The sequence below is a fragment of the Roseibium porphyridii genome (assembly GCF_026191725.2).
GTDB lineage: Bacteria > Pseudomonadota > Alphaproteobacteria > Rhizobiales > Stappiaceae > Roseibium > Roseibium porphyridii.
Genome location: NZ_CP120863.1, coordinates 1,417,804 through 1,430,938, shown reverse-complemented (window position 1 = coordinate 1,430,938; position 13,135 = coordinate 1,417,804). Strand labels below are relative to the sequence as shown.

12 protein-coding genes are annotated in these 13,135 nt (G+C 56.7%); all 12 read right to left on the bottom strand.

Annotated elements, in window-relative coordinates; all coding sequences use genetic code 11:
• Positions 1–38: 38 nt before the first annotated feature.
• A complete protein-coding gene (locus tag K1718_RS06735) occupies positions 39–947 on the bottom strand; it encodes a LysR family transcriptional regulator (RefSeq protein WP_265683250.1) in 909 nt (302 codons plus the stop codon).
• Between the two features lie 171 nt (positions 948–1,118).
• Entirely contained in the window at positions 1,119–1,991 is an 873-nt protein-coding gene (locus K1718_RS06730; RefSeq protein WP_152500198.1) for an amidohydrolase family protein, read from the bottom strand.
• Positions 1,992–2,003: 12 nt separating this feature from the next.
• Positions 2,004–3,830 carry a feruloyl-CoA synthase gene (locus K1718_RS06725; protein ID WP_265683248.1) on the bottom strand — a complete coding sequence of 609 codons (1,827 nt, stop codon included), beginning with the start codon at positions 3,828–3,830 and terminating at the stop codon, positions 2,004–2,006.
• A gap of 24 nt (positions 3,831–3,854) precedes the next feature.
• Complete coding sequence (locus K1718_RS06720) at positions 3,855–4,340, bottom strand: MarR family winged helix-turn-helix transcriptional regulator (RefSeq protein ID WP_152500196.1); 486 nt, start codon at positions 4,338–4,340, stop codon at positions 3,855–3,857.
• A gap of 4 nt (positions 4,341–4,344) precedes the next feature.
• Positions 4,345–5,112 (bottom strand): crotonase/enoyl-CoA hydratase family protein, encoded by a 768-nt coding sequence (locus K1718_RS06715; RefSeq protein WP_265683247.1) that lies wholly within the window; start codon positions 5,110–5,112, stop codon positions 4,345–4,347.
• A gap of 10 nt (positions 5,113–5,122) precedes the next feature.
• Positions 5,123–5,884, bottom strand: a complete 762-nt coding sequence (locus K1718_RS06710) for an SDR family NAD(P)-dependent oxidoreductase (RefSeq protein WP_265683245.1) — start codon at positions 5,882–5,884, stop codon at positions 5,123–5,125.
• 84 nt (positions 5,885–5,968) lie between these two features.
• Positions 5,969–7,285, bottom strand: a complete 1,317-nt coding sequence (locus K1718_RS06705) for a TRAP transporter large permease (RefSeq protein WP_265683243.1) — start codon at positions 7,283–7,285, stop codon at positions 5,969–5,971.
• Complete coding sequence (locus tag K1718_RS06700) at positions 7,282–7,869, bottom strand: TRAP transporter small permease (RefSeq protein ID WP_265683241.1); 588 nt, start codon at positions 7,867–7,869, stop codon at positions 7,282–7,284. Before K1718_RS06700 ends, K1718_RS06705 begins: the two co-directional genes overlap by 4 nt.
• Before the next feature lie 67 nt (positions 7,870–7,936).
• Positions 7,937–8,977: a TRAP transporter substrate-binding protein gene (locus tag K1718_RS06695; RefSeq protein ID WP_152500191.1), complete on the bottom strand. Its 1,041-nt coding sequence runs from the start codon at positions 8,975–8,977 to the stop codon at positions 7,937–7,939.
• A 412-nt stretch (positions 8,978–9,389) separates the two neighbouring features.
• The gene (locus K1718_RS06690) at positions 9,390–11,036 is read right to left on the bottom strand and encodes a dihydroxyacetone kinase subunit DhaK (RefSeq protein WP_265683240.1); all 1,647 of its coding nucleotides are present in this window, start codon (positions 11,034–11,036) and stop codon (positions 9,390–9,392) included.
• A gap of 11 nt (positions 11,037–11,047) precedes the next feature.
• The gene (locus K1718_RS06685; protein ID WP_152500189.1) at positions 11,048–12,043 is read right to left on the bottom strand and encodes an ABC transporter ATP-binding protein; all 996 of its coding nucleotides are present in this window, start codon (positions 12,041–12,043) and stop codon (positions 11,048–11,050) included.
• Positions 12,036–13,133 (bottom strand): ABC transporter ATP-binding protein, encoded by a 1,098-nt coding sequence (locus tag K1718_RS06680; RefSeq protein WP_265683239.1) that lies wholly within the window; start codon positions 13,131–13,133, stop codon positions 12,036–12,038. Before K1718_RS06680 ends, K1718_RS06685 begins: the two co-directional genes overlap by 8 nt.
• Positions 13,134–13,135 lie beyond the last annotated feature (2 nt).

Sequence of the window (13,135 nt, the reverse complement as noted above, 5' to 3'; positions counted from 1 at the left end):
TTGATCTATAAATTCAAATTCAAATTTTTTAGCAATTTTTATAAAGTATTTTTATAGCCATCATAGGCAAGCGCGACCTGCAGTGCCTTTTGGGCAGCGGCCGCCACCAGATGACTTCTTGGATCGCCAAGATAGCTTGCCGAAAACGACAGGGCCTCGGGCACCCAGCCGGGATCGAATTCCGCGATCCGCCCCTGGTCGACATAAGGCTGACCCATCACCCTGGGCAGGGCCGCAACCCCGAGCCCGGCCTCTACCAGCCTGAAACAGGCAGACAATGAAGATGACGGAAACATCCGAACGTCAGGCGCAATCCGCTCAAAGAGTGCCGTTTTCAGTTCCCGATAAGGACGGGTATGACGCGCGTAGGTGATCACCGGCTTCTCCCGGATTAAGGCCTCTCCCGCCTTTCCATCAGCGGTCATCCCGACTGGAGCATACCAGGCCAGATCAAAGCCAGGCAATTCGACATTGTCGACGGAGTATTCCGAAACCGGACCAAGCAGCAGCGCAAGGTCAATTTCACGATCAAGAAGCCCGGAACGCAGGTTCACCGAGATGTCGACATTGATCTCAACGACTAGGTTTGGAAATTCCGCATGCAGTTCCGCGACGAGATCCGGTAACCAGCATTGAGCAATTGTTTCTGACGCACCGATACGCAAATGCCGGTCGATGCCATCTTTTGCGACGACAGTCTCTTCCACCTTGTCGGACAGCCTTTCAAACTGTTCAGCATAGGTTTGAAGCATCTCGCCCCGTTTGGTCAGTTTCAGTCGGCCCGGTGAGCGCTCAAAGAGATCTGTTCCAAGCGCTTCTTCCAGTCGCTTGAGCCGGGTAGTGACAGCCGGTTGTGTCAGGCTCAGCGTCTGCGCCGCCTTGTTGACACCGCCGTGCCGGACAACCGCCAGGAACGCTCTCAATTGGTCCAGGTTGAGGGGATGCATACTGGCGAACCCTGTCTTGTTTTGAGCGCGAGCGTGCGCCAAGGGAAGCTGAGCCTCGTGACCCGGCAATCCAAAGTAATACCCCTGCGCGCTCGCCAAGCAAGCACAGTGATGCGGCAACGCCGAAACGTGTCGGGCCAAATAGCGGTCGAAAAACGCACCAGTGCCTGGTCAGGCAAGACCAAGGAGACGGGCGGCATTGCCTTTGATGATGTCAGGACGCAGTTCGTCTTTGATGGCAATCTTTTCGAAATCGGACAACCAGCGTTCAGGGGTGATCATCGGCCAGTCCGAGCCGAACAAAACCTTCTTTTTCAGGATCGAATTACAATATTTGACCAGGATTTCCGGGAAATACTTCGGCGACCATCCGGACAGATCAATATAGACATTGGGTTTGTGCTGCGCGACCGCCAATGCTTCTTCCTGCCAGGGAAAGGACGGGTGTGCGAGAATGATCTTCATGTCCGGAAAATCAACCGCGACGTCGTCCATATACATCGGATTGGAGTATTTCAGACGCATGCCGTTGCCCCCCCGCATACCACTGCCGACGCCCGTCTGGCCGGTGTGGAACAAGGCGATACCGCCGGCTTCCGCTATGGCCTCATAGAGCTCATAAGCCATCCTGTCATTCGGGAAAAACCCTTGCATGGTCGGGTGAAACTTGAAGCCCTTGATACCGAAATCGCGGATCAGTCGGCGTGCTTCCCGCGCACCAATACGGCCCTTGTGCGGATCGATGGAAGCAAACGGGATCAGGACGTCATCATTGTCCGCAGCGATCTCGGCAACTTCTTCATTCTTGTAGCGTCGATATCCGGTCTCGCGTTCCGCATCGACGGGAAAAATGACAGCTGCGATGTTTTGCGCGCGATAATGCGCCGCCGTTTCCGGCACGGTGGGCGGATGCTTCCAAGGTGCCCGGAAATACTCAGCCATGGTTGCCTGAAGGTCGTCATAGCCGTCATCGGTATGGCAACCACAGGGTTCTTCTGCATGTGTGTGAATATCGATTGCGCGAACCTTGCTGATATCGACCATCTCGTGCCTTCCCTAAATCCTGACCGTCGCAGGGTCATCGTCGGAATAAAGCCGCTCAAGCAATGGTGCGCGGCGTGTCAGAACCTTGCGGATATTCAAGTTGCCCTTGGCTGTCATTTCACCTTCCGCCGTAGAAGGCGGTTCGGATAATACGATTGCGCGCGACACCCTGGCTGAACTGCCACTGACAGTCCTCGCGCGCTCCGTGAGCCGCCGGTGAATTTCTCTCTGCAGCCGATCACACTGAAAGGCGCCGCTTTCGTCCGACGTTTGAAAACCCGCCCGGCTCAACGCGCTCATATTCGGAAAGATCATCACGCCAATCTCGGTACGATCCGCACCGGTCACGACCAGGTCGGCCGCCAAGGGTGCAAGAGCCGACAGCATGTCGAGTTTCAGTTGCGCCGCGCGCACCCAGGTTCCCGACTGCAATTTGAAATCCTCGGAAATACGGCCATCGAAACGCATTCCTTTGTTGGGATCTTCAGCGTCCAGAAAGACCATCGCATCACCGGTGATGAAATATCCTTCTTCGTCGAAAGCAGCCTTGGTCTTGTCCGGGTCCTCGAAATACCCGGGCATGACGCTTGGCCCTTTGATCCGGACTTCGCAGCGCATGTCCTCATCAGGCAGAAGCTTCAAGGTAACGCCATTGACAGGCACTCCGACAATCCCTGAACGTGGCGCAGGTTCCTGCTGCATCATCGCCGATGGCGCTGTTTCGGTCAGTCCCCAGGACGACGTCATCAGCGGCACCTCGCCCTTTTCGCTCAGAGCCATCTGCTCCAGGCCGGACCACACATCCTGCGGCAGTGAAGCACCGGCGTAGAAGATCAAATCCAGGTCCTGAAAAAAACGGCGCCGGAAGCCCTCGTCCGTCTTCAGTGCATCGAGCAGCATGCCAAAGCCAAGTGGAACATTGAAGGCAAGCGTGCCTGTTGTCAGATGCAGGTTCTCCAGTGTCCTCTCAAAGAGCCCTTTCACGGGCTTACCATCATCGATGTAAAAACTGCCGCCATTGGCCAGCATCATATTGAAGTTGTGGGATCCGCCGAAAACGTGGTTCCAGGGCAGCCAATCCACGATAATCGGAGGGCGTTTGCGCAAAAACGGCAAGGCATCTGCCAGTTGTGCCTGGTTGACGCACATCATGCGATGGGTGGTCAGCACCCCTTTCGGGCTCGAGGTCGAGCCGCTGGTCATCAGGATTTTTCCAACCGTGTCGGCTGTAACCTCGGCAAAAGCCGCATCGACACCAGCAGCCCCATCCTCCTTGAGAAGGTCAGTGAATTTCGTGACCTTGCCCGCCCCAGCACGGGTCGACAGCCGGCTCGCAACAATTTCGACATCGCAGAGTCCCTCAAGGTTCAGCGCCTCTTGGAACTGATCCTGATCGATCACATAAGCAAGTTTTGGCTTGATCAGATGAATGACATCGCGCAAGCGGCCGTGTGCCCCATGGACCAGTGAATACTGTTCAGCCACAGGCACCAGCGGCACACCGACATACTGCGCAGCGAGTGCCAGGATGCCATGATCGACACTGTTTCCGGACATGACAAGAATTGGCGTTTTCTGGTTCATGCCACGTGCAAGAAGCGCAGCGCCGACCGCGCGCACCTTTGCCAGTGTCGTTTCATAAGTCTCTTCCCGCCAACCGGCTCCACTGCGTTCCGCCAGGAACACACGCCCGGGAGCGTCTTCTGCCCATTGATGCAGCCAGTCACCCGTCCGCTCAACACTCGGGCTGAGCTGATGGTTGGAGCGCAGCAGAATGGACCCGTCCGGACGATTTTCCCTGCTGACCGAGTGTGACTGGAAGTCTGTCGTGCGTTTCATGACTTTTCCCGATAGCCAAACGCGTCAACGGTCGCGTTGACGGTTTGCCTCGATCGCCTGAAGGACCTTGAGGGCAACGGCCTTTTCATCCGGGCTCACCCCTTTCAAAAGCGCAGCTTCATGCGCCGTGACGACCGAAAGCGCTTGCTTGCACAAGTCTTGCCCGGCAGCGGTTGCCTTGAGTGCATAAGCACGCCGGTCGTTGGGCAATCGATCTCTCAGGACCAGACCACGGCGTTCCAGCTCGTCGACAATCACCACCAGATTGGGCCGCTCGATATCCATGGCTTCCGCCAGTTGCGACTGGCGAAGCCCTGGATTATCGACAATCAGAACCAACGCCGTATAAGTGAGCATTCTCAATTCAAGCGGTTTCAGGGTTCGACTGAGGTCCGATTGGATGACATTGAATGTTCGCTTCATCTGATACCCATGAAACGATCTCAACGTCCTGTCATTGACACTGACAACGGTGTCTTCTGTTTCGATATCGGCAGCTGGTTTTTTCATGACATCACCTGAATTTCGGACTGCGTTTTTCGATAAAGGCGGCCAGACCCTCTAGTGCATCCGGGCTTGTTTGCGTGAGTGCGGCACAAAGGCTTTCGGTAAAAAGGCCATCGGCCTTCGACATGTCGGAAATGCGCGACAACGCCTGGATCATGATGTAATTCGACAATGGCGCATTCGACGCGATCTTGCGGGCAAGCTCTTGCGCTTTCGCCAGCGCCTCGCCCGGGTCGACGACATAGTGGGTCAGACCCAGAGATAATCCCTCGTCAGCGTCATATTTCCGGCCCGTGAGCATCATTTCGGTCATGCGATCAGCGCCCAGTATCCGTCCGACGCGAACCGAAGCCCCGCCTCCAACGAAAATACCGCGACGACCTTCTGGAAGCTGAAAGAAGGTGGAGGTTTCGGCAACACGGACATGCGTCGCGCTTGCCAGTTCCAGACCACCTCCGATAACGGCCCCGAACATCGCGGACACAACTGGCAGGCCCCCGAACTGGATCCTGTCCATCACCGAGTGCCATCCGCGTGAATGATGCAGGGTGCCTTCCGCGTCTCGGGCAACATGTTCACTCAAGTCAAGTCCGGAGCAGAAGTGACCGGCGGTCCCTGTAATGACCACCGCCTTCACGGTCTTCGGCGCGCTTGCAAAAAACCTGTCAATTGCTTCAAGCAGGTCATCGCACATGGCGTTGCGCTTGTCGGGACGGTTCATCATCAAGGTGGCGATGTCGCCGCTTACCTCAATGTTCAAGATCGGTTCGTTCATCAGAATATCCTCAACGCGGTGGCAGGCGCACCGCGCCATCTAGTCGGATGGTCGTTCCATTGAGAAACGGGTTGGTGACGATCTGTTCGGCCAACAGAGCAAATTCTTCCGGCTCTCCGAGACGCGGTGGAAAGGGAATATTCTCCGCAATTTTCGCCGAGACCTCTTCCGGAAGGCCTTCCATCATCGGCGTTTTGAAGAGGCCAGGAGCGATCGTCATCACGCGGATGCCGTGCTGAGCGAATTCCCGCGCGGCCGGTAGGCACATGGAAGCAATTCCACCCTTTGATGCCGCATAGGCAGCCTGCCCGAGCTGACCGTCCTCAAATGCGACGGAAGCGGTGTTGATGACAACGCCACGCTCCCCACCTTCTAGAGTGCCCGCTTCGCAAAGCCGCTTGGCTGCATGACTCATGACGTTGAAGGTGCCGAACAGGTTCACCTTAAGCGTTCGCTCAAAGACATCGAATGAAAGCTTGCCTTCCTTGCCGACGATGCGAGCCGCGAACCCGACACCAGCGCAATTGACAATGATGCGGGGCACGCCAAAATGGCGAACGGTTTCGTCGAGCGCGCGGCCGACATCCACCTCGTCGCTGACATCAGCATGGACAGCAAAGCCACCAACCTCTGCGGCAAGCGAGCCTGACCGTTTCTTGTCCAGATCGAGCACCGCAACCTTTGCACCCTGATCGGCAAAGCGACGGACGGTTGCAGCGCCAAGTCCGCTGCCGCCACCGGTCACAAGCACGACCGTTTGCGCTATTCGCATCTCGCCGGCTCCAATTCAGTGTGAACTATCATTGTTATATTCCATATCTATTTTCACACACCAAAACCCTCAACAGCTGGGCGGCTAACCGCCCAGAAGGAACAGGGTGATGGAGGGGAACAGCACCAGAATAATGACCCGGACGATGTCCGATGTGACAAACCACAAGACAGCCTTGTAGGTTTCCTTCATCGGCGTCGATCGATCCATGGCATTGATAATGAAGAGGTTCATGCCGACAGGTGGTGTAATCAGACCCACCTCGACGACGATCAGGACAATGATACCGAACCAGATCGCGACATGTTCCGGGCTCATTCCGAAATCAAGCGCGCTGATCACGGGGAAGAAAATCGGAATGGTCAACAGGATCATAGACAAGCTGTCCATCAGGCAACCAAAGGCCAGATAGAACAACAGCACCAGCGTCAACACCATCCACGGACTGAAGCCCTGACCGACAACCCAGCCGCTGAGTTCTTGCGGCAATTGACTGAGCGCCAGGAAACCATTGTAAAAACCGGCCCCGAGGATGATGAAGAATATCATCGCCGTGCTCATGGCGGTCTGGATCATGCTGTCGATAAACATCTTCCAGGTCAGATTGCCGGACAAAAGCGCCAGAACACCAGTACCGGCCGCGCCGACGGCCGCCCCTTCTGTCGGGGTGAACCAACCGAGATAAATGCCTCCGACAACCAGTCCGAAGACGAGCAGGACTGGCCAGACTTCGAGCATGGCGCGCATTCGTTCCGCATAAGGAACAGGCTCGCGAGTCCCGGCGGCTGCCGGATAGAGCCGCACGTAGATGGAAATGGTGATCATGTAGCCGATGGCCGCCAGTAAGCCGGGGACGAAAGCGGCCAGAAACAGCTTGGCAATGTTCTGCTCTGTCAGGATCGCATAGATCACCAGGATCACTGACGGCGGAATCAAAATGCCAAGTGTGCCGCCTGCAGCCAAGGTCGCAGTAGAAAAGCCCCCGGAATAGCCGTAACGACGCAATTCAGGTAGGGCCACCCGGCTCATGGTCGCTGCGGTGGCAAGCGACGAGCCACAAATGGCGCCAAAGCCCGCGCAGGCACCAACCGCCGCCATTGCGACACCGCCCTTGCGATGTCCCAGCCAGCTTTCGGCTGCCTTGAACAGCGACGACGACATTCCAGAATGTGTTGCGAATTGCCCCATGAGCAGAAACATCGGAATGATCGTCAGCGAATAGCTGGAAAAGGTCGAGTAGGTTTCGCTCTTCAGCTTGGACATAAAGATATTCGGCGTACCGGTGGCAAGCCAGAGACCACCGAGCCCGCAGATCATCATCGCAAGACCAATAGGCGCGCGCAGGAAAATCAGCACCAAGAGGACGGGAAAGGACAGATAACCGAGTTCCAGGAGGCTCAATGGACTTCCCCCTCAGCATCTGACTTGAGCCTGCGGCCAGTAACGAGCTCAATCGTCCGCGCAACGGCGCAATAAACGGCCACCACCGAGGCGACCAGAGCAGCGCCAAAGCTGAAGGCAAATGCCCACCAGACCGGAAATTGCAAAATGAAGGTAGTTTCTTCGTAACGCATCTTGTCATGCATGCCGACAAAAAGCCGCCAGGTGATCAACAGGATCAACGCACTCAACAGAACTTCCCAGAACGTCTCCAGAAACCTGTTCAGCCAATGCGGAAAGCCGGTTGAGAACACATCCACGGTCGCGTGGCCACGCCGTAACTGGCAAATTGGCAGAAAGGCAAAAATCGTAAAACTGATACCTGCTTCCAAAAGTTCGAAATCACCTTGAACAGGTCCAACGCCAGTTGCAATCAAGGCTTTTGCGCCGCTCTCCGAGAGCGAAGTCAAAAAGCCGGAATGTCCTAGCGTGTTCAGACCTCTGCCGAGAACGCTGACACACGTCAGAGCAATGAGCCCGGTCAGCACCAGCCCGCCAAGGATCGCCATGAAGCGCGCCAGACGCTCCACCAGATGAGACAGCATGTATCCGTTTCCTGTGGGAAAAGAGCCCCCGGACTTAAGGCGTCCGGGAGCGTTTGCGAGGCTTTCGTCAGTTGGCCATCAGTTCAGCCGCACGATCCTTCAGTGCTTTGCCGTCTATGCCTTTGGCATCCATCTCGGCAATCCACTCGTCGATGGTACCTTGCGCGGCGGTGCGCCACTCGGCAATCTGTTCGGGTGTTTGCGTGATGATGTTGTTGCCACGCTCCACGGCAGCTGCACGCGGTCCGGCATCATCTGTCTGCATCTGCTTGCCGGCAAAAGCCGAGAAATCTTCACCCGAATTGGCATCGATTATCGCCTTCAGGTCATCCGGCAGCGCGTCGTACTTGTCCTTGTTCATCGCAAAAATGAAGGATGTGGTGTAGAGCGCGTCACCCGGGAATTCAGTGTGATTGCCGACAAGCTCATTTACCTTGAGCGCACCGACAACTTCCCAGGGAATAACCGACGCATCGATCACACCTTTGCTGAGTGCTTCCGGTATTGCCGGGACAGGCATGCCGACCGGTGTCGCTCCAAGATTGGAAAACAGCTTGTTCGTCACGCGGGTCGGTGCGCGCAGCTTGACCCCGTTCAGATCGTCAAGTGTGGTGATTGGCTTGCTGGAATGGATGACACCCGGGCCATGGACCCAAAGACCAAGCGGTTTGAACAGCTTGAAGTCTTCATCCATCATGGTTTCTTCAGCCAGCTTCCAGTAGGCCCTGGACATTGACTCAGCGTCGGTCATCGTGAAGGGAAGCTCGAACACTTCCGCGCGCGGAAAACGGCCCGGCGTGTATCCGGCCACCGTCCAGACAATGTCGACGGCACCGTCGATTACCTGGTTGATCAACTCCGGCGGTTTGCCGCCCAACTGCATGGCCGGATAGCGCTCGATCTTGATGCGACCGTCGGATTCCGCTTCAATCTTGTCCGCCCAAGGGTCCAGCACGTTCTTGGGAACATTTGCCTGAGCCGGCAGAAACTGATGCAGACGAAGCGTAACTTCCTGCGCAACCGTGCTGGACGCCGTGCCCGCAAGTGCAATCGCAGAAACAGTGGCCGCTACGGCCAGTCTTGCAACCTTCTTATGCAAGTTGATCATTATGTCCTCCCTGTTCGATCAACTTCAAAACAAGACCGGATTCCTCCTACCCGATCAAGTGATGAACTATAATAGTTATACTTTATAACTTTTATCAAGCCCAAAACGCCAAATGCCCCACGCCCAGGCACAGGTCTGGAAATGCGGACGCTTTGCAGGATCATGGATTTTATCGATATGCCTCATGAAACATCACAGCTGCCTGATAAATTTGCCGGAGTTTGTGATGAATTGAGTGCGATGGCAAGACCTAGATTGGCTTAAGCCGACAACGGACTGAATTGCTCGGGTCGACACAGATCTGCCGAGGCGGACACGCAAAAAAGGTTGGCGATCGCTTAGGCCCTGGAACAGGAAGACAAAAAAGTCCGGCCGGAAACCGTTGCCAGCACCGGCCGGAAGGGGTCGGACATCAAGCCGACTGGGAAGTCAAAGCCGGTGCTTCAGCCAACTGCTCAAGCAGGCGCGCAACGGCTTCAGCGCCGGGGTCATTGTGACCTGAGAGGTTCGCCTCAGACACATAAGACGCCCGTCCTGCCCGTGCTCGGGTAATTCGTGCTGTCGCGTCAGCGCCCTGACGTGCCTCCGCGGCGGCAGCCCCGATGCCGTTCTCAAGGGCATTCAGGGCCGGCATCAAAGCGTCGATCATTGTGCGGTCACCCGGCTCAGCTCCGCCAACTTGCATGATGCGGTCGAGCCCCGCCTTCAAAGCGCCGATTGCACCATGCCCGCTGGAAGAGGCATCGCCAGCGGCCGCAAAGAAAATCGCGAGCAACACCCCGGACGACCCGCCCATGGTCTGGCTAAGCTCCAGTCCCACGGCACGGTAAAGCTGGGTCAGGTCAGCCAGCGGGAGCCGGTCAAGGGCCTGGATCAGCGCGCGAGCGGCCGTTGCCAGTGTGCTTCCAGTGTCGCCGTCACCCGACTTTGCATCGAGTGCATTCAGGTCAGCTTCGGCGTCAATCAGGATATTGCAGCACCGCTCGATGAACGCGCGGGTTTCCGGGTTTTTCGACGGCAACGGCTGGATCGGGGACAACCCGTCCGGCAGCGGTCGCACGGAAACAGGGCCGAGCGCCAGACATCCCGGCCAGGCCCATGGGGCTACGGGAGCCTGCAACAACGCCTCTTCGGCCTTGCCCACCGGCAACATCGAGACGGAAAATCCATGCATATCGAGAGACGTCATCATCGCCGCCGGGCCAATGACCCAGCGGATCTGGCTGCCGATCCGAGAGGCTGTCATCTCCTCAAGAAGAACCGACATTTCGAGAGGTGTCGTGCTGCCGAGGTTGTTCAGGATCGCAACATGTGGCCCGGGAGCCAGGTTTGGAGCCAGGCGTTCGACCACCATGGCCATCGCTGCCTTGGCGTTGGAATACTCAACCTGTTCGATGCCGGCTTCTCCGTGGATGCCCAGTCCGAGTTCGGCTTTGCCAACGGCAATCCTGTCTTCCTTCGGCGAGCCAGGAATTGTGCAGGTGTCCAGTGACATGCCGATGGAAATCGCCCCCTTGATCGCCTGCTCAGCTGCAGCAGTGATTGTATCGAGGTCGGCACCCTGATCGGCCAGGGCCCCGGCAATCTTGTGCACGAACAGCGTACCGGCAACGCCCCTTGCCTGAGGCAAGTCCGGCAAGGCAACGTCATCATCGACAATGACCATATTGACCTTCAGACCGAAGGCACGGGCGCGTTCGACGGCCAGACCGAAGTTGAGGCGATCTCCCGTATAGTTTTTCACGATGAGCAAGCAACCGGCTTTGCCCGTGACGGCCAGAATTCCTGCCAGCACCGCGTCGACCGAAGGAGACGCGAAGACCTCGCCGCAGACAGCTGCAGTCAACATGCCCTGACCGACAAACCCGGCATGGCTCGGTTCGTGGCCGGATCCCCCGCCTGAGACCAGCGCCACTTTCGATTTGTCCCAGTCCGTTCGTACGACAACCTTGATGTGAGGATAGCCATCCAGTCGGGCCAGCCGTCCGCCTGCGGTTCTGAGCGTCCCGTCAATCGCTTCAGTGACGAGCGTTTCCTTGGTGTTGATAAACTGCTTCATGTCCCGTCTCCTCAGGCAATTCTGGCGCCGCTGGCGTCAAAAAACAGTGGATTGCGTGGCTGAATGGCAAGCGTGTCGCCAGGTTCATATGTTGTGCGACTTTCCGACAAGGTGACGATCTCATGCCCATCTAGCGACAAATGCAGGCGAGTCTGGTCTCCAAGATGTTCAACGCGCCTGATCTGCGATGGCTTTCCCTCACCTTGCGCAATGTGCTCAGGTCGAAGCCCGATTGTTTTGGCTCCGGACGGCGCCCCGGCGAACATGTCGGCAGGCAACACATTTATCCGCGGTTGTCCCAACCGTCCGGCGACATAAAGATTGACCGGATCTTCATAGATCTCCCGCGGCGTTCCGAATTGGACGAGACGTCCTTCGTCAAGCACTCCGACATGGGTTGCCATGGTCATTGCCTCGATCTGGTCGTGCGTAACGTAGAGCATCGTCGCCCCCAGACTTTCCTGAATGCGCTTCAGCTCAATCCTGAGGTCGGACCGCAGCTTGGCATCGAGCGAACTCAGCGGTTCATCCATGAGGTAGATGGACGGCGAGCGCACAAGGGCGCGCCCGATCGAGACACGCTGCATTTCACCACCGGACAGATTGGTCGCCTTGTTGTTCAGTTTGTGGGAAATCTTCAGGACATCGGCCACTTCCGCAACTTTTCTGTCGATTTCCTGTTTGGGCGTCTTCAACAACGGCGAACGCAGCGGAAAGGCCAGGTTGTCGCGTACGCTGAGATGCGGATACAGCGAATACTGCTGAAAAACCATGGCGACATTGCGCTGTGCCGGCGTGTCGTTGGCCACGGAACGACCACCGATCATGACATCGCCCTGATCGGGCTGCTCAAGACCTGCAATCAGACGCAGGATTGTGGTCTTGCCGGCCCCGGTCGGTCCAAGCAATGTCACAAAAGCACCGTTTGCAATGGTCATCGTGACATCGTCAACGGCCTGCGTGTCACCGAATGCCTTTGACAGATTGGCAAGTTTGACCTCAGCCATGGGCCAGCACTCCTTCATTCAGAGAGGACCTCAATGCGCGACCCGACTGGTTGTCGAACAGGGTTACCGTAGACCCGTTGAATTCCAGCCCGACATGTTCGCCTGCACGCACTTTGTTGTCGGAGGGTATTCGGGCTTTCAGCTCTCCACTCGTTGATTTCAGCGTTACGATTTGCGTGGTGCCGAGATATTCGGCCGCAAGAACCTCGCTGCGGAACCCGGCATTGTCCGAAAGGGATATGTGCTCCGGCCTGATGCCGAAGACCATGTCGCCTTCAAATGGCTCCTGAAGCATTGGAACAGCAAGATCCTCGTGGTGCATTTGCACCGATGAAGAACCGGCGTGTACCTCACCATGGAAGCGCAGAAAGTTCATTGAGGGCGAGCCTATGAAATCTGCAACGAACATGGTGGCAGGCTTGTCGTAGATGTCCTGCGGCGTACCGAATTGTTCGATCACACCATGGTTCATGACGACGATCTTGTCGCCCATCTGCATGGCTTCCAGCTGATCGTGTGTCACATAGACAGTGGTTGCGTTCATCCTGTCATGGAGTGCGCGCAGCTCTTCAGCCATCCGCTCGCGAAACTCCGCATCAAGGGCCCCGAGCGGCTCATCCATCATGAACGCCTTGGGATCGCGGACGATTGCCCGGCCCAATGCGACACGCTGGCGATCGCCACCTGACAGTCCGCCGACCGGACGATCGAGGATGTCCTCAATGCCGAGGATCCTCGAAACTTCACCTACCTTTTCTTTGACCTGGCTCTTGGGCATGCCCTGACTGATCAACGGGTAGCTGATGTTCTTGCGCACGTTCATGTGCGGATAAAGCGCAAACATCTGGAAAACAAAGGCGATGTCGCGTTTGCTCGCCGGTTTCTGACCAACCTCCTCGCCGTCAATATAGATTTCGCCCGAGGTCGGCAGTTCCAGTCCGGCGATCATACGAAGCGTCGTTGTCTTGCCACAGCCGGATGGGCCAAGCAGCATGAAGAACTCGCCGTCCTCGATCTTGAAGGAAGAGGACTGCACGGCCGTGAAGTCACCGAATTCCTTTCTGAGGTTCCTGATCACGATTTCAGCCATGA

Excerpts from the sequence above, each read along its gene's own strand:
- K1718_RS06735 (WP_265683250.1), bottom strand. The coding sequence starts at position 947 with ATGCATCCCCTCAACCTGGACCAATTGAGAGCGTTCCTGGCGGTTGTC.
- K1718_RS06730 (WP_152500198.1), bottom strand. The coding sequence starts at position 1,991 with ATGGTCGATATCAGCAAGGTTCGCGCAATCGATATTCACACACATGCA.
- K1718_RS06725 (WP_265683248.1), bottom strand. The coding sequence starts at position 3,830 with ATGAAACGCACGACAGACTTCCAGTCACACTCGGTCAGCAGGGAAAAT.
- K1718_RS06720 (WP_152500196.1), bottom strand. The coding sequence starts at position 4,340 with ATGAAAAAACCAGCTGCCGATATCGAAACAGAAGACACCGTTGTCAGT.
- K1718_RS06715 (WP_265683247.1), bottom strand. The coding sequence starts at position 5,112 with ATGAACGAACCGATCTTGAACATTGAGGTAAGCGGCGACATCGCCACC.
- K1718_RS06710 (WP_265683245.1), bottom strand. The coding sequence starts at position 5,884 with ATGCGAATAGCGCAAACGGTCGTGCTTGTGACCGGTGGCGGCAGCGGA.
- K1718_RS06700 (WP_265683241.1), bottom strand. The coding sequence starts at position 7,869 with ATGCTGTCTCATCTGGTGGAGCGTCTGGCGCGCTTCATGGCGATCCTT.
- K1718_RS06695 (WP_152500191.1), bottom strand. The coding sequence starts at position 8,977 with ATGATCAACTTGCATAAGAAGGTTGCAAGACTGGCCGTAGCGGCCACT.
- K1718_RS06690 (WP_265683240.1), bottom strand. The coding sequence starts at position 11,036 with ATGAAGCAGTTTATCAACACCAAGGAAACGCTCGTCACTGAAGCGATT.
- K1718_RS06685 (WP_152500189.1), bottom strand. The coding sequence starts at position 12,043 with ATGGCTGAGGTCAAACTTGCCAATCTGTCAAAGGCATTCGGTGACACG.
- K1718_RS06680 (WP_265683239.1), bottom strand. The coding sequence starts at position 13,133 with ATGGCTGAAATCGTGATCAGGAACCTCAGAAAGGAATTCGGTGACTTC.